The following is a 20,731-nucleotide window of genomic DNA, read 5'->3' on the forward strand; positions in this document are numbered from 1 at the left end:
AAGCCACCACGACGCTAAAGTGCCGGGAAAACACGCTCATGATTACAAGGCCACTGCGAAGTTGCGTATATGTTCTAACATCGTTCGCGCAGCGACCGAGAGAGGCTCTTTGGAAGGAGACAAGATAGTTAAACTGACATCAAATAAAGACTCGAGATCATGCATTGTTAGCGACGTCCGAAATGGCAACGCGCTCCAATAGTCAACAACCGCAACACCTACGCCTAGCGAAGCGAGTTCTGCTGCATTTATGTAGGAACGAACAGTAATATCCGGACGAAAGTTAGGGTAGCGATCAATAATGGCTTGATGAAAGCGATGTCCCACTGCGTCACGAGGGTCTAGACCAATCAAGGTTGCAGGATCCAGCTTATCCAAAGCGATAGTCGCCTCATTTGACATAAGGCCACACGCCGAAGGGGTCATCACCTGCATCGGCCTTTTCACAATAGCCTCTGCTTCTATGCCTGCAGGCATTTTTGCCCCGAGCGCCAGCGCAAAATCGAGCTGATTAGAGAGTAAGGCTTCGCACAAATCCGTGTGGTGCCCAGTAATGATATCCACCGTTAACGCTTCATTTTTGGCTTGCTTGGCAACGACAGGCGTTACAATGTGCGAGCTCAACGTCGGCGTTGTGCCTATTCGGACATGGCTCTGTCCCATCTGTAATCGATGCGTCGACGCTTGGAACATACCGAGCTGACTATATAGCTGCTCTGCCTGCGGCATGAGTTTTTTAGCTTCTGGCGTAGGGACCAATCGACCTTTCACTCGCTCAAACAACGCAAATCCAAGCTGTGACTCGAAATGCGACAATATACGCGTCACGTTAGGCTGAGAAACATTTAGCGTCTTGGCAGCACCTGAGACCGATCCCGCTTTCATCACCGAGTAAAAAACTTCAATCTGCCTTAAATTCATGCACTCTCCTTTTCATCCCCTTTCCTTTCGCTAAGGGCAGCACTACACAAAATAGTGGCACTAACATCACATTTTAGCTAGGTATCTCGCGCCGAATTAACCCGCAACAACCAAAATGACAAAAGAGTCAGTAACTGGCGTATTCGCTGTGAGAAGGTGATAATGCAACAACTTGCAACAACTGTCTTACTTTGGACACTATTTATCCTCGGCACAAGCTACCCCATCATCAATATGCTACTGTTGTTTTTTCACAATAACCCTATGTATTGAGCAACGATGTATTGAGCGACTTAGCCGCCAGAGGTCAAATTGCACCAACAAAAAAGCCGCAGGTATCTAACACCTACGGCTCGCTTTTGAGCATGTCTATTTTCAAGCTTGTTGCTGAAAAATCTCTTCTGTCTCTAGGTCCGTCATCGCTTTGATTTGGCGCCAAACAAAATAAAAAATCCCCAACATCATTAAGATACAAGGGATGGCGATCATCGGATAACTAATCAACGTCAACTTACCTAACTCCGCGTTGAACGCTTCCGTACCAGCGGGGCTTGTGACAATCCAAGTCGCTAACACGTAATTCATGACTGAAGAGAAAACAAACGTACTCGCGAACAAATAGTTTGACGTACTTAGACAGCGATCAAACGCTTGACGCTGGTTACGCTCGTTCAGTTTTTCTTCAATCAACGCAAGATTCAAAATGGTATCGTTAAAGATCATCTTCTTCACGACAGGATAAGGCGTAAAGGAGGAAATCAACACGGCTAGACCTATCAGGCCGGGAATGAGTGCTTCTTTAAGCGCGAGCCATTTTGTATCGAGCTGGAGCAAACCAATTCCGCCCGTCAACAAGACACTGACAAATCCCAATAAAGCAATGAAATTAAATTTCTTGAAGCGGACAAGCTCATACCCGCCATATGCAAGTGGAAAAGCCAGCGCGACCACTAACGCCCAAACGGATCCAAGTTGGTCATCACCACTTAGCTTCATCAAGATGAACGAGGGAATAAAAACGTTGAAAACAATTTCAAACAGCGGGTTAGACTTCTTCTGGTTTGCGTTTGTGTTACTCATAATTCTACTGCATAGCTAATCGGCTTCCCGATTGTTCCTTGCTGGCACCAGAATGTAAAGCACTGGTTGTTTCAAATCATGAATTGGCGCTCATTTCGAGATAAAAACAAATCGGTATACTCAAGCAACCCAAGACGGTGGATTCAGACACGCGTCAGCATGTGAAAAACGCATTTTCTTGGCTTATAAGCCAAACCAATGGAGGTAAAGCCGCATATCCAGTTCTCTTTGATGGTAATCGGGTAACATGTGGCAGCATAACTGATAGAAGGATTTATTGTGCTCGGTCTCTTTCACATGTGCCAACTCGTGAACCACTATCATTTCCAGTAATCCTAAGGGCGCTTCTTTGAATAGCGTTGCAATGCGAATCTCTTTCTTGGCTTTGAGCTTCCCTCCCTGAACACGAGAAGCCCGAGTGTGAGTACCCAAAGCGGATTCAACGTTACGGAGCGTTTTATCAAAGCAGACTTTGCTTATCGGCGAACTTTTCTTTAAGTAACGGTTTTTCATTTCCATGACGAACTGATACAACGCCTTGTCCGAGTTCACGCTATGTGATGCCGGGTACTTGTTGCACAAATAGTCGCCAAGCCTATTTTCATCCACTAGCCGCTGGGCCTGAGAAATGATATGCGTTGGATAGCCCGAGAGATACTTCACAAATGCCCCACCTTTTTGACGGCTCAACAATACCAAACTCTACGCCGCACAAACAGCGAACCGAGTGTTTTCTCATCCGGGTCACATTTTTGAGTTTTGCCTTTGTCAGAAACGAACACCTCATCAACCAAGGTGCAACAAATTGCATTTAAGTTGGTCAATTTTCGCAAACCAAAGGTGACAACACCTGCCTATTACGCCAAATACAACGTGACATCCGTCACCTTATTTTGTCAGTTTCACATAGTGACAAACTAATTTATTGAGACAAACAATAACAGATATGAATTTTTGGCCTTTTTTGCATGCCTTACTAGAATAATTAATGTGTGCTTAGTTGCAGTAACCAGATTCCTGAGTTTCACAGAGATTCCCTCTCATCGTATCGCACCATTGAGCTGTGGGTGCAGAAAAATCCGAGAGACTGCAACACCTGTGACAACGATTTGGGATGTACCGGATGACCAATGGCCAAAAAGATCAGATTCAGCTCACTTCAAATTCAAATCATTCAGCAAACCCTCGTCTGGCTGCTGATCACTGGCCTTGTGGTTGGTTGTAGTGCATTTATCATCGAAACCCAAAGTGTCCTTAGAGAAGCCAATGACATTGCACACACGCGTTTAGGCGCGGTCGAGAATGCCATGGCGCTGGCACTGTATAATTTCGACAACCAGCAAGTGACAGCACTGTTCGATATCTTCGAAGGCGATCGCCTGTTTCGAAAACTGCAGATCTACGATGAACATAAGATGCTGTGGAAAGAAACAATCAATGGCACACAGAAACCACCTAGCTTCTTCTTTAAGCAGCTACTGCCTGACACGACCATCACCATCCCCTTACACCACCAGCCGCCTACGTTCCTGAATCCCGTTGCCCCGATTTACGTCGGGGAGCTGCGTGGCGAAATTGACCTTTACTACTTGCAGCAACTCATTACCAATACGGGTTACATCATCGCGGGTGGGATGATGTTTTACGGCATTATAACAACGTTGCTGTTCTATCAAGTGTTAGATACTGCGATTGGTAAGCCTCTCTCAACGATAGTAAAGCAGTTGAGAGCAATGAAGAATAGCCAAGTAAAATCGATAAACCTTGGTGATGCTCGCCGCCCCTACGACGAAATTAGTCTGTTGATCGAAGCGCACAACAACGCCACTTCGCAAATCAAAGACTACATCGATACGCTTTCTCAAAAAAATCGTTTGCTAGAGCATCTTTCCCAAAGCGACCCATTAACTGACCTCAATAATCGCCGAGCCTTAATTCACCATCTTTCAAATAGAGAAAAGCACAACCAACCTTTTGCACTGATTTATCTTGATATCGACGCATTTGGCGAGTTCAACAACCGCTATGGCTTAAGCTACGGCGATGATCTTCTCTGTCAAGTGCGTGACATTCTCATTAGTAACCTGCCAGAAAACAGCTTTATTTGCCGTCTCAGTGCTGATGATTTTGTGGCTATCTTTGAATGGCAGGATAAAAAAGAGCACCTGATCAACGCAATGAGCGCTCTGAATCAAAATGCCCCTATGGGCATCACGTTTTCAATTGGTGTCACCATGTACCCAGAAGATGGCACTAATGCCAACGCCTTGCTCCATTCCGCAGACATCGCCATGAAGCGCGCTAAGGAAGCAGGGAATGCCTGTGTTCGCACTTTCTCGCCACACTTTGAACGAAAAATGCATAATCGCATTTCACTTATGACAGCACTACGTCATCTCATCGAACACAAAGATTTCCAAATGCACTACCAAGCTAAAGTCGATATGGAAACAGGTGAGATTATTGGTTGTGAATCGCTATTTCGCTTGAGTCACAGCACCCACGCAGCCCCCCATGAAATCCTCAATGAAGCAGAAAGGACCGAGCTAATTATTCCTCTCGGAGAAGCCATCATTGAAGAGGTATTTAAAACTTGGGCGCCTTGGAAAGACTCACTGCCGGAAGGCTTTAGAATCAGCATCAATGCCTCCCCGCAGCAGATCGCCACGACCGACTTTTTGCATACCTTGCAAACGTTAAGCAGACGCTACGATTTCAGTCTCTCCTTTATTGATATTGAAGTTGTCGAGTCCGCCTACATATTGGATCGCCACAATGCAGGAGATATGATCTCTCGTCTTCGTGCAACAGAAGTGATGGTCAGCCTAGACGACTTTGGCACTGGTTTCTCCTCACTGGAGTTCCTACTCAAGTTTGGCTTTGACCAGATAAAAATCGATCGCCAGTTTGTCATGAACCTCCCCCATGATGAAGACTCGATGACGATCATCAACGCTATCCAATACCTCTCTCGGGAGTTTGGCGTTGCCGTGGTTGCCGAAGGTGTCGAAAATCACGCGCAAGAAAAAGTCCTGCTTGAAAAAGGGTTTAGAATTGCACAAGGCTTCTTGTATCAGAAACCCCTACCTTTTGCCGACTTCATCACACTCGTCTCGACCAATAAGCCCAAAGTTAAAATCACCGCAGTGAAATAATCTTCATCTTCGAATTCAGTTGAATTCAATCCGACTATCCAACAAAATAGCGAGCTTTTCTCTATTCATCTGCTTGTGAGCCATTATGACTGCTGCAATCTACCTCGTTAAAGGGCGCGAAAAGTCCCTACGTCGTCGCCATCCTTGGATTTTCTCTCGTGGCATTCAAAAAGTCGAAGGGAAGCCCGGGCTTGGAGAGACTGTTGATATTTATGCAGCAAACGGCGAATGGATTGCTCGCGGTGCTTACTCGCCAAACTCGCAGATTCGAGCCCGTGTTTGGACATTCAAGAAAAAAGAGCAAATCGATGTCGATTTCTTTGTCAGTCGCCTACAAGACGCCAAAACGCTGCGTGAAATTCTTGCTCAGCGTGATGGTTTAACTGGCTACCGATTGATTGCGGCAGAATCAGATGGTCTACCTGGTATTACTATCGACAAGTATGACAACTATCTTGTCTGCCAACTTCTGAGTGCAGGCGCTGATGCACAACGTGATAATCTCGTGGCAGCATTGAATATCGTCTTCCCTGAGTGCCACATTTATGAGCGTTCTGATGTCTCAGTGCGAAAAAAAGAAGGCTTAAAAGAGCGCACCGGGGTGCTTCATGGTGATACGCCACCTAAATCCGTAGTCATTGAAGAAAATGGTGTGAAAATTTCAGTCGATATTATCGGCGGCCACAAAACCGGTTTCTATCTAGATCAGCGTGATAGCCGTGAGGCAGCAGTAAAATATGTGGACGGCAAACGTGTGCTCAACTGCTTCTGCTACACGGGTGGATTTGGCTTGTATGCCCTAAAAGGCAATGCGGCTGAAGTGATTAACGTCGACGTGTCTCAACCAGCACTCGATACCGCGCGCCATAATGCCGAGTTAAACGGCTTTGATACCAGTAAAGCTGAATTTCTCAACGCCGATGTCTTCAAGCTACTGCGCGAATACCGTGAGCGCGGCGAACGTTTTGACGTTGTCATCATGGATCCGCCAAAATTCGCGGAATCCAAAGCGCAACTTAACGGCGCATGTCGTGGTTACAAAGACATCAATATGCTCGCAATGCAAATATTAAAACCGGGTGGCACACTGCTGACATACTCTTGCTCAGGGCTAATGGATGGCAATCTATTTCAAAAAATCATTGCCGATGCCGCGTTGGATGCACACCGCCAAGTGCAGTTTATCGAACGCTTCGAGCAAGCAGCTGACCACCCCATTGACAGCGCTTACCCTGAAGGCTTCTATCTGAAAGGCTTTGCGTGCTACGTCAAATAGCGCAAATGTGTTAAAACAATTCACAACATTGATACGCTACCGCCTGAGTCATTCAGGCGGTTTTTTAATGCTGAAAATAACCTGAAAGAAAGCTGGATTTTCCTTTTTCTTAGTCAATGAGTTTGCCAAAATACGGCGGTCATTCTTAAACGTAAAGGAAATCCCATGCTTCCTCGCCTTCTACGACACGGCACTTTTGCACTTGCTGCGCTCGCATCATTCAGTGCAGCAGCACAAGTGACTATCGCGTTACCACAACATGGTGAGTGGGTACTCGTCAATGGTGTAAAAGCACCTGAAGGGCAGACCATCACTGTCGAAAATGGTTGGCACCAGTTAGCCTTTCGTATGCGCACGGATTACCGCCACAACGGCGATATTGAGCTTTATACTTCTCCTGTCCAGATCGTCACTTTTGAAGCCTACGATCAAACCCTAGACATTGATCTACCTGAGATTCGAAATCCCAATCAAGCGCGTCAGTTTAGTCGCAACCCAAAGTTTACTATTGACGACGCGAACCAACTTCCCATTGCTTACAACACTGATATCTTGACCTTTGAAGGTTTTCAGATTGGCCGGAACTACGAGCAAGAAATTGCCCAGTACAACCAAACGGGTGGAAAAGCCGCATTGCAGCAAGCCGTTGCCATCGCGAACCTGCCTGAAGGTATTGAAGATAACAAGCAAAGCGCTCAGACAGCGGTCAATAGCAACGTGGGCGAAAACAGTGCGACGCCAGACTCCGAATCTGAAATGGTCGCAGAGATGCTGAACTTTTGGTGGGATAAAGCGGATATCGAGACTCGAGCGGCATTTAAAGCCCAAATCAGTGCTGAGTAATTTTGTCTAGCCACATAAACTCAAGCCACCGTATTCGCGCTAAACAGTGAACAGCAGCAGCGGCCTCTCCGCTACCCGTGGTCGTTGCTGCTTTTACCGATAAGAATGCCTTGATCGACAAAGCCAAACTGGCGTTAAGACTTGAAGTCGACATCCACCCATACTAATCGGTGATCGCTATACACAGACGCTAACTGGCGTCGCCGTGCATCCTCAAGCAAGCTTCGATGAGGTTCGCGTTTTTCTGGCCAAAACACCCCGCTGTCCTTCACCGCTAGTCCGGCACTGGGTAGCACATAATCGAGACGTAAGCCGTTGAGATGGGTCCAAAATACCGATTTACCCGCACGATGCACATCCTGTCTTTGTAGCGATATGCCGTGAAAGAAAGCCCCTTTGCTTCTAGGCTGTTGTCGCCCTAACGCCACTTGGCGATGGAGGCGCGGATGAGAAAGCAACGAATGAATCACGCTCGCCTCTCCCTCACCATCATAAGGATCATTGTTAAGATCCCCGAGGACGACAAACTCACACTGGTCATTCAGCCCCCCCTTGCCACCTTGATCACTCCTTAGATAGGTTGCGTTATCGATGATATCGATCAGTAACTGAATTTCATCTTGGTTGCGACGTTGATTGCGCTTCTCATCGCCATCGAACACAGGTGGCGTCGGATGACAGCACAAGACATGTATCTGCTTCCCTAATACATTGATAGGCACAAGGAGATGGTTCTTGGACGAAAGAGGCAATTCACTTTCACGTTCTGGCAAGTAGTAATTCGTAGGGATGTGATGATGAGGCATTGACCGCCATGCCATGTTTTGCCAACTCTTCACCTGATCAGCATCGATTGGGAACCTTGAAAGGAGTACAAAATTATACTGGCCTAGAAACTCGCCAAACCCTATACCATCTGCTGGCAGCTTAGGTTTACCAGAATGCGTCAACCCGGTTTGACAGCAGCGTCCGGTATTACTCTCTGCAACATAGCTGTAGGGATAATCGATGGGCTCACCCAATAAGGCCTCATCCTCTCCCAAGCAATAGCGCTGCACAAATCGCTCAACAGTGCGCGTTGCTTCTTCGTCACCTTGATGATCAAATTCAGCGAGCAAAAGAATATCAGGACGATTCAGTCTGAGTGTTGAAGCTATTCGAGAAATTCGGTCATCAAGGTTTTCAGCATCAAGCAAGCCATTCAACTTACCTGCGTGGGAATAGGACAAGGCCACATTAAACTGTGCCAGACGGATAGCCATTATTATCTCACCATCAGCATTTCTAAAACCGAATAATAGACGCTGACAGTCATGTCGCTCAAGGGAAAACCCATCTCTCTAGGGCGAGAGATCAACATCCTGAGCGTTCAACATCGCAGCCAAAGCACTATATATCTGAACCGCATCTTCAGCCGCACGATGCCTTGCCGGGCCAAGAGCGTGGAACTGATCTTGAAATGCCCTTGAGCTCAAGCCTTTAGTCGTTAGCCACTGATTGATCTCTAGTAATGTGAACGAAGGACGCATGTGTGCGGCACGATACAAACGTCCCAGCCAGAACAGATCCCATTCGCTGTCACACAGCACAACCTCAAACTGGCCTAAGTAACGATTGAGCGCTTGGCATACATCCGCCACATTTTCACCCTGCTGCTCTAAATCAACGCGACGCAATCGATGAATCTCTTCCGCAGCCTCGTCCCAATGTTGCCAGTCATCCGCTGTCAGAGGGTTAATTAGCCAATTCAATGGCGTTGCGTTAGCAAAGCAAATACCTACTTCAATCGGGTACGAGGTTTGGCTCAATCCCGACGCCTCAAAATCCAGCGTTGCTAAAGTGCACAATCCCGGTGCGACTTCAGTCATGTGATCTCCAATTTCACTCACACTATCCATACTTCTTCCTTGTCTACAACTCTATTGTAGCAGCGCGCTGTACACCCTAAATTGCAACCTTAGAATGTCTTTGATTCCACAGCAATACCGACTAGATTGATAAAATCTCAAACCTATACTCATATATGGTCTTCCCTCTATTGGCAAGATACCAATGTCGATAAAAGGGACAGGTTGCTTTCATATATCCGGCCTATGCGTGAAGCTCGTGTGGCTTCTGGCCTTGATGACACTTCGCGCATATAGCCCTTATCAAATTAACGGTTTTGGTAAACCTTTGAGTATATCAGGGTCCCTATATGCTGGTCTTACCTGTTTTTCATCTAAACTGCTATCTACGCAATATCTGGTGTGTGACGCTTTAGTTAAATCTTTCTGTTAAACCGCCGCTGGCGCTTTATAGCTTTCTCCTCGACAGATAATGACCCACGCGATACGGATTATCTTATTCGCCAGCGCCACCACAGCCTTGTTAAAACCTCGCCTTTCAACCAGCCGCAATATCCATTGACTAAGCCTGTCTGTTTTGCCATCGGCTCGACTCACAACCGCTCTTGCACCATGAACCACGAATGACCTTAACTGCTGATTCCCTCGCTTTGTAATGCCAAGCAATACCTCTCGACCTCCCGTGCTAAATTGCTTGGGCACTAAACCTAAGGCTGCTGACGCATCACGCCCTCGTTTAAATTGCTCACCACTTCCCATCCAGGCTCTTAAGGAAAAACTCACCACGGGACCAATACCTGGCACTTTTATCAAACGCTGACAAACGTCTTTTTGCTTCACTTTTTCGGCCAACCTTTCGTCGTACCACTGTAGCTCTTCGTCAAGCCTTTCGAGTTGTGTGTATTGCCTGAATAAAAGCGCTCGAAATTCGTCGGTTAAGCCGTTCTCAACATCTTCTAGAATAAAAGGCAGCGATTTACGCAATACCTGACTTCCTCTCGCCAGCACTACCCCATACTCCGCCAGCAACCCTCTCACATGATTGATTAAGCGCTTTCTGTCACTACTCACGTGTTGACGCATGAGCAAAAAAGTTTGGTCGTCTTGCTGCGCTAGGGATTTGACCGCAACGGGGCGAATCGCACCGTGCTGACACGCTTCTGCGATGGCCTTTGCATCGTTATAGTCATTCTTTTGGCCTCGTAAATAGCCTTTCACATGCTGAGCGGGAAGTAATACAACAGAGTGCCCTAGCTGGCCTATTTTTCGTCCCCAGTAATGCGCTGTACCGCATGCTTCCATCGCAATGACACAAGTCTCTAGCTTCGAGAGATAGCCAATGAGCTGTTGTCGATTTAATTTCTTTCTCTCAACTTGCTTACCCTGTTTGTCCAACATGATGAAGTAAAAGTATTCTTTGCTAAATCGATACCAATGGTTTTACACTTATTCATGGTCTTCCCTCGTTTTTAGATAGGCGATTTATCAACGCTATCTTGGCACATTGCGATGCCGATTAGTGCGAGGGAAGACCATTACATCAAGCTCGCAGCGCTTTCAGCATTGCTGTTATTTTAAAGATAGCAATGCAAAAAAATTAAACAGTCTTCGATTTCATATGAATTCACCCTATTTCTTGAGGTTGATACAAACTATTTTCATATTGCAATTCACACTCAACAGGTGTTCGTCATTCCTTCGATCAGCAGCCTTGCCTAATTTAAAAGGCAATAAATGTCGATGAAAGTCTTTTCATCCCCAAAAGAGTCTGCTATCAATACAAAAAAGAATACTGGAGTAGTAAATGAAAAGTACGACCCGTACGATGAAGAGCAAAAAGCAGATTGCCCTTGTTGCTCATGATCATTGCAAGCAATCCCTATTGCATTGGGTGAATGAAAACCGTGATCTACTTGAACCGCATAGTCTCTTTGCAACAGGGACCACTGGCCACCTTATTGAGCACGAAACAAAATTGCCAATTAACAAGATGATCAGTGGCCCAATGGGGGGTGACCAACAATTAGGTGCACTCATCTCCGAAGGGCGTATCGACATGATGATCTTCTTCTGGGACCCTCTCAATGCCGTCCCACACGATCCCGATGTCAAGGCACTACTGCGTATCGCCAGTGTTTGGAACATCCCAGTGGCGACCAATCGCGCTTCTGCCGACTTTATGATTAGCTCTCCCTTGCTGGCTGATGAAGTCACCATTGATATCCCCGACTACGAAGCCTATATCGCTGAACGCACCAAATCATAGCGAAGTAGCTAAAAAGAAAAAACCGCCATCATTGGCGGTTATTTCTTAATGGGTTCAGCAGCCGCTAGCGCTTCCCCTTCTTCAATTTGTTGGTCAGTGGGTATTTACCCGCAATCAACTCATCAACAAACGGACTTGGCGCTTGAGGATCTGCACAGACCCAAACCTGCTGTTTCGCTCGAGTCAGGGCGACATAGAATAACCTTCGCTCTTCCGGAAAAGGGACCTCGCTCTCTTCATGCTGCAGTACTTTCATTATGCCGAGGTCGCGGGACTTCATCGGAAAGACATGCTGATTGACCTCTAAAATGAAAACAAAATCAGCTTGTTGACCTTTGCTTGCATGGCACGTCATGTAATGAAGAGAGAGCTGCGGCCATTTTGCCTGCCACTCCCCTAACTGCGTTGGGCGTTGCTTGTGTGTTCGCCCTAACAACAATACAGATACCGACTTACTTGCCTTCTGTTTAGCTAGATTACTCAATTCCTGTTCCAGCACATCTTGGCTCAATAAAACCACCGCTTTTTTTCGCTGTTGTCGCTGGGCATTAAGTGTTTTGGGCAGCTGTTTCTTATTTTGCTGAATGAACCGATTCGCGACATCACCAAGCATATTGGTAAAACGGTATGTGGTATTCAATGCGCCAATGTGACCATCGGGATAACGTGCGGCAAACTCAGTAGTTAATCCCACTTCTGCACCCGCAAAACGGTAAATCGCTTGCCAATCGTCCCCGACAGCAAACAGACTTGGACAGGCACCTTTGGTGGTCATTGCTTCGATCATCGCTAATCGATGGGGAGAAATGTCCTGATATTCATCGACCATCACAATGGACCAAGGCACCTCAACCTTACCTTTTTCAATCAATTGGGTCGCTTGATGGATCATCGTATTGAAATCAACAAGTTCTGCTGACTTCAATGCCTTGTGATAAGCACTGATGGCTGCCCACAATAGGTTTAACTCGCTGATAGCTTGCTGCTGGTGCTCTGCCGCTAATTGCGTTGCATTTATTGCCTGCTTCCATTGCGCCTTAGTCTGCTGATTTTGCGCCAACAAATTAATACGCTCCCACAACCAATCAATCGTCGACGCTTCAAGTCCCGCTAGCCAGTTGCCATTTTGTTGCATACCCGGGATAGGCCAGCGTGCCAAATGTGTCTGCCAGCGATCACAAATAACAGGTTCCTTAAGGTGTTCAACCATAAAGTCATTAAAGAAAACGCGGCGGTCGGAGTCATCGGTTGCATGGGGCGCTACCCGTGGTTTTTTGCCTGTTCCTTGTTCGATAAGCTGCATGGCTAAGCGATGAAAAGTCGCAACACGAATGTCAGGCGAGACAGACACAGTGAGGCGTTCAGCCATCTCTTTAGCAGCGTCGTTGCCAAACGCAAGCATCAATATTTGCTCTGCTCGCATCGCTTGGCTGTTAATTAAATATCCCGCCTTCGCCACCAGCACGCTGGTTTTTCCGCTGCCCGCCCCCGCAAGGATCAGATTATGATCTTGATTAATCACCACCGCATCACGCTGGGTATCGTTCAAGGGAGACGATTCAATACCATCAAGCCAGGTTTCCCAACGTTCAAGCTCATCGTTCTGCCACAAGTCATTACGTAGGTCGATATCTTCGTCTAACCAATCTTCAACGTGCGCCATATTTTGGGGACGAAAACTCTTGACCAGCGATTCCGGCAATTGGCATTCCGACAATTTTTCCAACACATTACTGCGCATGGTTCGGAAATCTGACAGACGCATATATTGAGGGTAACGATAATAATCAGCGATGATCTGTTTTACATTAGGCATAGCCGCATCAAACGCTGCCACTTTGTCTTTTGCCCAAGCAACATAATGCTGATTTAACTTGGCAACAAAGGTCTTAGCGGCGCGAGAAGGCAAGCCATGCACCCACCATGTTTTATCACTTTCGGCGCTAGTCAGCGCGAGCGTTGACCAAAGTAAACCAGGATACAGGGTTACCTCACCATTCCAATCTTGAAAACTGACTTCCTGTTCGTGACCAATCCCCTGCAACCAAAGCGTATCTGCTTCGCATAGCGCGATATAGCAGAAGTCTCCCTGAGCAAACCATTGTGCGATAGGTGTTGCGCACAATGATGCGACAACCACAGGTGCGACTTCATCAGTCACATGTTCTGTACCCATTTTTCCTCGTGAATAAATTTCTTCGATGTTGATATCAGAATGGTAATAATCATGCGATTACTCGCGAGTAAGCTTATCAACTGAACTGTCATCGCACAAAACAATAATAATAGCGGACGGATATCTAACAGTTTTATGGGATATCTATTCGGAAATAGCGGATTTTTTGTTATCTTAGTCACATCTCGCTATAACGATAATGTCTATGTTTTCAACCACCTTTTCCAACGCACTGCGCTATTACTGGACCAACGGTCGTTTCAACTACAGTCTTCGCGTTTTCATCGCACTCATTGGTATCATTTTACCTTGTTGGTACCTAAAACAGACTGCCGCCATCACTCCGCTCGTACTCGGCATCATTGCTGGCGCACTGGCCGAAACAGACACCAATCTCAAAGCGAAATCAAAAGCCCTGCTGGTCACACTCACCTGTTTTGCCATCGCTGCATTTTCTATTGAGATTCTCTTCCCGTACCCTTGGCTGTTTGCGTTAGGTCTGGGCGCTTCCACGGTGATTTTTATTCTGCTCGGTGCCATGGGCAGCCGCTATCAACCTATCGCCTTCTCATCATTGTTGCTCGCGGTCTACACCATGCTCGATGCCAAAAACAGTACCAATATGTGGCAACAGCCAATGCTGTTACTCGGCGGTGCCGCTTGGTTTGGCGTACTCTCTTTAGTGTGGCGATATCGTTGGCCAAGGCTCTCGCTGCAACAAAACATCGCCAATGTGTTCAGTACCTTGCATCAGTTCTTCGAAACCAAGAGTCAATTGTTTTACCCGCTAGGCAGTTACGACGTAAAGCCTTTACGACTGCAAAGCGTGCAACGCAACACCGAGGTCGTAAACGCGCTTAACAACGCTAAACGTTCATTACTCCAATACAATACTGGGCGAGAACGGACTTTTTCTAATCGCTATTTAACCCTCTATTTTGTCGCGCAAGACGTTCACGAACGTATTAATGCCTCGCATTACCTCTATCATGAGCTCGCAAAGACCTTTCAGTACAACGATGTGCTTTTCCGATTTGAACGCCTCTTGCAAGAACAAGCGCGCGTGTGTGAGCGCATTGCGGAGAAACTCGCAAAGGGCGAACCCTACCGACACCAACATCATAGTGTCCATCGCCTCGACGAATTACGCCTGTCGATCCAACACCTCGAGACACAAAGTCATCCAGCCTGGCGAGAGCCATTGCGTCAATTGCATTTTTTGTACCAAAATCTGGCAAAAATAGAGCAGTTGCTTTCTCAAGTCAGTCAAGCAGACATCAGTGCCTATTCTCAAGAAAGAGAACTGCGCGATGATGATCCAAAAGGCTTCGCCGGCCGTTGGCAACGCGTAAAACAGCACTGTCAACTGAGCTCTCCACTGATGCGCCATGCGATCCGGTTATCCATCGCGCTCGTTGGAGGATATGCCATTATCCAAGGACTAGAGATGGAACGTGGCTACTGGATCCTCCTAACCACGTTATTTGTCTGTCAACAAAGCTACAGTGCGACACGCATTCGTTTAAAAGAGCGCGTCGGCGGCACGCTGGGAGGCTTACTGGCAGGTATTCCAATGTTGTTGCTACTGCCCTCTATCGAAGGGCAACTCGTCATGATGGTGATCAGCGGCGTCCTCTTCTTTTACTATCGCCAACACAATTACGCCCTAGCGACGTTTTACATTACGCTACTCGTGATGCTTTGCTTCAACCAAATTGGGGAAGGGTTTGCTGTTGTGCTGCCGCGACTGTATGACACCCTAACAGGCTGTTTGCTTGCGGTATTGGTCGTCACCTTTATTCTGCCTGATTGGCAATCTAAGCGATTAAAGCCCATCATGGCATCGACAATCACCGCCCATAGAGACTACCTCGCCCAGATTATCGTTCAATATCGGTTGGGTAAAAACGACTCTCTGGCTTACCGTGTTTCACGCCGCGATGCACATAACCAAGATGTCGCTTTGAACACGGTGATCAGTAACATGCTAAAAGAGCCTGAGCGCCACCAGATCGATATTGAAGCCTGTTATCGATTTATGAGCTTAAGCAATGCCCTTCTAAGCTATATTTCCGCGATTGGGGCTCACCGCGCTCAACTCGACGAAGAGCAAATACATCAATTGGTTGCCCAAACCCACCGCACCATTCACTATCAACTTACCGCTTTAAGCCAACGTCTAAATGGGGAAAAAGTCGACGTGAGTCAATGCATCGAGACGTTTGATGATGCGCTAAAACAATGGCAAGAGAGCGATAACATGGTGGCCTCACTTATCGTCCAACAGCTACGGCTCATACAAGCTATCTTTCCAGAAATGTTTTCTCTGGTAGATAACTTAAAGCGCTAAACAGCATCCCCTCTATGGACGCCATGCTCGCTCTGCACACCAGACCAATCATGGCGTTTTTATCTCCAAGGAGATGGGAATTATAAGCAGTAGATCAACGGTTTACTCTAACGTCTCGCGCTTCGTAACCGCAAGTACGTATTCATTACAAATCCTTTGCACTTGCTTACATTGAATTCACTTGAAAAATCACTGTCTTGCCCATATATAGGTTGTTGACAGCGACATAAACTCAAGCCACCTCTAGATGCTTGTTCAAAAGAAAGCGCCTAGCGCGTCAATTTCTGCATTTTGAGGTGGCTTAAGTATAAAATAATGACGTCCATTTAGAAGGATTAGGTATGGTTATTCATGTTGGCATTCTTGACCAAGATCCCGTTCGGCTTATCACAGCCATCCTGGATGAAACAATCCCGGTTGAACGCGCTATTTTCATCGGCGTCGACACACAGCAAGAGCAATTTTCACGACTCGCCTCCATACTAGAAAAACGCAATATAGAAGCCGAGTTTTTTGAAATACCGGACGAAATCAACATCTCTGCGATACGAAGTCGTATTGAAGAACTGGCTGAGCGATTTGGTAGAGAAAATCAAGAAGTTTGGTTTAACGCTAGCTGTGGTCTTCGACATCGCTTACTCACCGCATACGAAGTTTTCCGTACTTATCACTGGCCCATTTACGTTATCGAACCTTTCAGTGATGAGATGTGTTGGCTTTACCCTGATCGCCAAGATCAACGCCAAATTGAAGATCGCATTCAGCTTTCCGATTATCTTGAGATCTTTGGTGCGCGCGCGGAATTTTCGACCTTTGTCATTCCACCTAAGCTCAACGAGAAGTTGATGCAAATTGGACAAAGCTGGGCAAGCAACGCACTTGAACTTGGTCCTGGGCTTGCCACATTGAATTATCTCGCGACCACATGCCGAAAAGAGCAACGTCTGGATGTCAAACTCAGTGAAAAGCAACAAGGTTATCGCGAGCTCAATATCCTGATTGATGACCTCGTTGGAACCGGTATCGCTAGCTATGAGAATGGTGTTCTGACTTTTATTCAAGAAGAAGCACGACGCTTTGCAAACGGCGAGTGGTTGGAGAACTTTGTTCACAATACCGTGAGCCGAATTCAAAATGAGTTGCCTACTATTCAAGATAATTCATTGAATGTGCAGGTCTATCGCAAGATAGGTGAGCGCGAAGTTCGCAATGAACTCGATGTTGCAACCATTGTGAACAACAAGCTACACATCATTGAGTGTAAGACGAAAGGGATGCGTGATGATGGTGACGATACCTTGTACAAACTAGAATCTCTTCGTGATCTCCTCGGCGGACTTCAAGCGCGAGCAATGCTGGTCAGTTTCCGCCCATTACGCCACCATGATCTTGTTCGAGCTGAAGATCTTGGCCTCAAGATCATTGGTCCTGACGAGCTTGGGAACCTCCATGAGCATCTCACCGAATGGTTCCACAGTGCCGGGGGGCAAAGTGTCGTCTAAGCCCACCGACACAAGTTGATCAAAAAAGGCGCTCTCGCGCCTTTTTTGTTGTTTCTTACTTGGGGTTACTGCTCAGCAAGAATCAAGTTACGTGCTGATTCCACCACCACCTTAATTGAGCGCGTTTCTGCTAACTTTAAGGTTTCATGGTCAGGCGTCTCTTTTTGAGTACGGTTAATGATGACACCCGCGACACAACCGGCTCTTAAGCCCGAGCTTGCGCACATAGTCAACAGGGTCGCTGATTCCATTTCAAAATTAAGGACGCCCATTTGTTGCCACTCTTCCATCGACCCTTGGAAACGGCGCACGACGCGGCCAGAGAATGTGTCATAACGTTCCTGACCTGGGTAGAAAGTATCACTCGACGCGGTCACACCGGTATGGGTCGCTGCACCTGTTGCATCACACGCTTGTTTCATCGCGGTAGCAACGGCAAAGTCAGCAACGGCAGGGAACTCCATTGGCGCAAAATGAGAGCTTGCACCATCTAACCGTACAGAGCCCGTTGTGACGATCATATCACCCACATTAATGTGCGGTTGAATCGCACCTGTGGTACCAACTCGAAGGAAAGTACGAATACCCAACTGCGCTAGCTCTTCCACAGCGATAGACGTTGAAGGGCCACCAATACCTGTTGAGCAAACGATTACCGTTTTACCTTCAAGTTTGGCACGAAATACCGTGTACTCACGTGAACTCGCTAAAAACTCAGGGTTATCCATTAGTACCGCAATTTTCTCTACACGTGCTGGATCGCCGGGCAAAATTGCGATCTCCGCTCCTTGTAGATCTGCTTTATCAACACCTAGATGGAATACAGCCGCTTCAGACATAGTGGTCTCCTTGACGCAAAAAAAAAATACAGCCGAAGTACACAGGCCTTCGGCTATATCAATACGTTCATACTAACCAAGCTATTCGCATTAAATGGTGACAAGAATCACATTATCAATGCAACAGAAATATATCGTTTCATTTTGTGAGTGTAATCGATTAATCACGCTTCAATAGCCTTAACGCATTCAAGGTTACTAGCGCTGTCGCACCACTATCAGCGATCACGGCTAACCACAGTCCGGTAATGCCAAAGAGCGATGTCACCAAGAAAACACCTTTTAAACCTAGTGCAAATGCCACATTCTGCCGAACTATTGCCATCGTTTTGCGACTAAGTCCAAGTAACACTGCCAGCTTATCCAAGCGATTTTGGACTAACGCGGCATCCGCGACCTCTAAGGCGACATCTGTCCCACTCGCCATCGCTATCCCTACCGAAGCAGCTTTCATCGCTGGCGCGTCATTGATTCCATCCCCAACCATGACCACATGCTGCGTACTCGCCAATCGCTGAACTTGCGCGACTTTATCTGCGGGTAACAATTCTGCTTTCGCGTCTACCCCTAGCACCTGTGCGATAGCATCCGCGCTATGCGCGTTATCGCCGGTTAACATCACTGTTTGCAAACCCATCGCATGCAGTGATTGGATCGCAGGCTGTGCCTCTTCGCGCAAAACATCTTGCCACGCTAGATAACCTAGGATCTGTTCATCACATTTAAGTGCGGCCACGGTTTTTCCTTGCTGGCTAAGCTGCTGCGCCGTGGATGATGTTGATGCTTTGACGAGGTAATACCGAACGCCATCAATCACGCCAGCCACTCCGTGCCCGGGGAGCGCTTGACGTGACTCGGCAGGTAAGACATTGATACCCTCTTGTTCAGCACGACGAATGACTGCCGCTGCAAGCGGATGGTGAGAACCCACCTCCAATGCTGCAGCGATGCTTAACAACGACAGATCATCCACTTCTGTGGCGCAAATATCCGTTAATTCAGGTTCTCCTCGAGTTAGCGTACCCGTCTTATCGAATGCAATGACTTGAGATTTTGAAAGCTGCTCAATGACCGCACCGCCCTTAATCAAAATCCCCTTTTTCGCAGCCGCAGCGAGCGCAGAAGTCATTGCCGCCGGTGTTGAAATGACTAAAGCACAAGGACATGCAATCAAGAGCAAGGTCAATGACCGATATAACCAATCACCAAAGTCAGCGCCGAAGACACTGACCGGAATAACAACAGTCAGTAGGGCGACAAGCATGACCGCTGGCGTATACCAACGACTAAAAGCAACGATAAAACGCTCGACTGGGGCGCGATTTTGCTCTGCATCTTCAATGAGCTTAACAATGCGATCGATAGCACTTTCACCCTGTTCAGACACCACTTTTCCGCGCACAACGCTGCCTTCAACGAGACTCCCCGCTGGCACAGTTTCGCCTTGATAGTGCGTCACCGCGATTGACTCGCCGGTTAGGGCACTTTTATCGAACTCACCATAGGCGCTCACTAACATGAAATCCGCCCCTAATCGCTCTCCTACCCCAACTTCTATCTCATCACCGACCACCAAGACTGATCGGTCAACTGCCACGCGTTTGCCATCGGGCATCACTTTCGTCGCCGTATTCGGTGTCAACGCCACCAAAGAAGCAATGCCTTGACGGGCTTTCTGACTTGATAGCGCTTCCAGCTTTTCTCCTAGCAGAAACAGCCACAGTACCATAGAGGCTTCAACATACTCGCCGAGATATAAAGCGCCCAGCGCTGCCACCGTCATCAAAAGTTCAATCGAAAACGGCGAGCCTCGCCAAATAAGATGCCACGCTTTCACAGCTATAGGTGATAAACCTACCACTGTTGCTGTCGCCAAAAAGTATGGACCAAGCGAAGGCAACAGCAGATTGACCGCAAAAGCCATCACGAGTACGAAGGTAATGAGTATAAACGAGAGATGAGAACGAGGACGCGCCCAGCGCGACGCGTGAGAATCAAGATAAGAACTGGATGCGGCGGACGCCACATCGGTCAAAGTAAAACCCAGTTTTTCGATAGCTTCAATCACCGCCCTCTTGGCTGAAGCATCACGGCAGTTTAACTTTAACTTTTCAGTAGAAAAGGTCACCGTGACTTGCGAAACGCCCGCTATTCCAGCGACGGCTTGGCTTACTTTGTTAGCACAGCTTGGGCAGTCCATCCCTCTAATGTGCCATTCAAGGCGGCCCACAGACTCATCGTTGTGTGGCGTTACAGAAGCGTTATCATTGCTGCATTGCGTTGATGCGCAACAAGCTGCTTCTGAAGAGTGAGCCTCAACCTCTTGGTTACAAGAAGCTTGTCGCGGCGACGCGTTTTTAAACACGTTCGCCCCTGCCTGAGGCTCTCCCTTTATTGGCTTAAACGTATGGGTTACTGGTGGTTCTGAATGAGGTCTCTGATTTGAAGACATCTGCCTGCCCTATCGCTATTGGTA

General features: G+C 47.2%; 15 protein-coding genes. 6 read left to right on the top strand and 9 right to left on the bottom strand.

Annotated elements, in window-relative coordinates:
• Positions 1 to 42: 42 nt before the first annotated feature.
• The 3 genes from TSUB_RS09530 to TSUB_RS09540 all read right to left on the bottom strand — a co-directional run bounded on the left by TSUB_RS09530 (position 43) and on the right by TSUB_RS09540 (position 2,664).
• Complete coding sequence (locus TSUB_RS09530; protein ID WP_087025692.1) at positions 43 to 921, bottom strand: LysR family transcriptional regulator; 879 nt, start codon at positions 919 to 921, stop codon at positions 43 to 45.
• A gap of 375 nt (positions 922 to 1,296) precedes the next feature.
• The gene (locus TSUB_RS09535; RefSeq protein ID WP_087025695.1) at positions 1,297 to 2,001 is read right to left on the bottom strand and encodes a VC0807 family protein; all 705 of its coding nucleotides are present in this window, start codon (positions 1,999 to 2,001) and stop codon (positions 1,297 to 1,299) included.
• A gap of 183 nt (positions 2,002 to 2,184) precedes the next feature.
• Positions 2,185 to 2,664, bottom strand: a complete 480-nt coding sequence (locus TSUB_RS09540) for a M48 metallopeptidase family protein (protein WP_087025698.1) — start codon at positions 2,662 to 2,664, stop codon at positions 2,185 to 2,187.
• Between the two features lie 467 nt (positions 2,665 to 3,131).
• Here TSUB_RS09540 and TSUB_RS09545 point away from each other — a divergent pair, with 467 nt between their 5' ends.
• The 3 genes from TSUB_RS09545 to TSUB_RS09555 all read left to right on the top strand — a co-directional run bounded on the left by TSUB_RS09545 (position 3,132) and on the right by TSUB_RS09555 (position 7,275).
• Positions 3,132 to 5,156: an EAL domain-containing protein gene (locus TSUB_RS09545; protein WP_087025701.1), complete on the top strand. Its 2,025-nt coding sequence runs from the start codon at positions 3,132 to 3,134 to the stop codon at positions 5,154 to 5,156.
• An 85-nt stretch (positions 5,157 to 5,241) separates the two neighbouring features.
• Positions 5,242 to 6,432: a class I SAM-dependent methyltransferase gene (locus TSUB_RS09550; RefSeq protein WP_087025704.1), complete on the top strand. Its 1,191-nt coding sequence runs from the start codon at positions 5,242 to 5,244 to the stop codon at positions 6,430 to 6,432.
• Positions 6,433 to 6,597: 165 nt separating this feature from the next.
• Entirely contained in the window at positions 6,598 to 7,275 is a 678-nt protein-coding gene (locus TSUB_RS09555; protein WP_087025707.1) for a YccT family protein, read from the top strand.
• A gap of 134 nt (positions 7,276 to 7,409) precedes the next feature.
• Here the strand turns inward: TSUB_RS09555 and TSUB_RS09560 are convergent, their stop codons facing one another.
• From TSUB_RS09560 to TSUB_RS09570, 3 genes are all read right to left on the bottom strand, one after another.
• Positions 7,410 to 8,537, bottom strand: coding sequence for an endonuclease/exonuclease/phosphatase family protein (locus TSUB_RS09560; protein ID WP_087025710.1), 1,128 nt, complete (start codon positions 8,535 to 8,537; stop codon positions 7,410 to 7,412).
• 78 nt (positions 8,538 to 8,615) lie between these two features.
• Positions 8,616 to 9,143 (bottom strand): hypothetical protein, encoded by a 528-nt coding sequence (locus TSUB_RS09565; protein WP_087025749.1) that lies wholly within the window; start codon positions 9,141 to 9,143, stop codon positions 8,616 to 8,618.
• A 408-nt stretch (positions 9,144 to 9,551) separates the two neighbouring features.
• Positions 9,552 to 10,520 carry an IS110 family RNA-guided transposase gene (locus TSUB_RS09570; protein WP_246616343.1) on the bottom strand — a complete coding sequence of 323 codons (969 nt, stop codon included), beginning with the start codon at positions 10,518 to 10,520 and terminating at the stop codon, positions 9,552 to 9,554.
• Between the two features lie 406 nt (positions 10,521 to 10,926).
• Between TSUB_RS09570 and TSUB_RS09575 the strand changes: the two genes are divergently transcribed.
• Positions 10,927 to 11,388 (top strand): methylglyoxal synthase, encoded by a 462-nt coding sequence (locus TSUB_RS09575; RefSeq protein WP_087025713.1) that lies wholly within the window; start codon positions 10,927 to 10,929, stop codon positions 11,386 to 11,388.
• A 64-nt stretch (positions 11,389 to 11,452) separates the two neighbouring features.
• On the opposite strand, the gene helD is transcribed toward TSUB_RS09575, so the two are convergent.
• The gene (gene helD / locus TSUB_RS09580) at positions 11,453 to 13,564 is read right to left on the bottom strand and encodes a DNA helicase IV (RefSeq protein WP_087025716.1); all 2,112 of its coding nucleotides are present in this window, start codon (positions 13,562 to 13,564) and stop codon (positions 11,453 to 11,455) included.
• 205 nt (positions 13,565 to 13,769) lie between these two features.
• Between helD and yccS the strand changes: the two genes are divergently transcribed.
• Positions 13,770 to 15,914 carry a YccS family putative transporter gene (yccS, locus tag TSUB_RS09585; protein WP_087025719.1) on the top strand — a complete coding sequence of 715 codons (2,145 nt, stop codon included), beginning with the start codon at positions 13,770 to 13,772 and terminating at the stop codon, positions 15,912 to 15,914.
• Between the two features lie 341 nt (positions 15,915 to 16,255).
• On the top strand, positions 16,256 to 17,416 hold the full coding sequence (locus tag TSUB_RS09590) for a Card1-like endonuclease domain-containing protein (RefSeq protein WP_087025722.1): 1,161 nt from the start codon (positions 16,256 to 16,258) through the stop codon (positions 17,414 to 17,416).
• Between the two features lie 65 nt (positions 17,417 to 17,481).
• Here the strand turns inward: TSUB_RS09590 and udp are convergent, their stop codons facing one another.
• Positions 17,482 to 18,255: a uridine phosphorylase gene (gene udp / locus TSUB_RS09595; RefSeq protein WP_087025725.1), complete on the bottom strand. Its 774-nt coding sequence runs from the start codon at positions 18,253 to 18,255 to the stop codon at positions 17,482 to 17,484.
• 160 nt (positions 18,256 to 18,415) lie between these two features.
• Positions 18,416 to 20,620, bottom strand: coding sequence for a heavy metal translocating P-type ATPase (locus tag TSUB_RS09600; RefSeq protein WP_246616344.1), 2,205 nt, complete (start codon positions 20,618 to 20,620; stop codon positions 18,416 to 18,418).
• Positions 20,621 to 20,731 lie beyond the last annotated feature (111 nt).

The sequence above is a fragment of the Thaumasiovibrio subtropicus genome (assembly GCF_019703835.1).
In the GTDB taxonomy this organism is placed as follows: domain Bacteria; phylum Pseudomonadota; class Gammaproteobacteria; order Enterobacterales; family Vibrionaceae; genus Thaumasiovibrio; species Thaumasiovibrio subtropicus.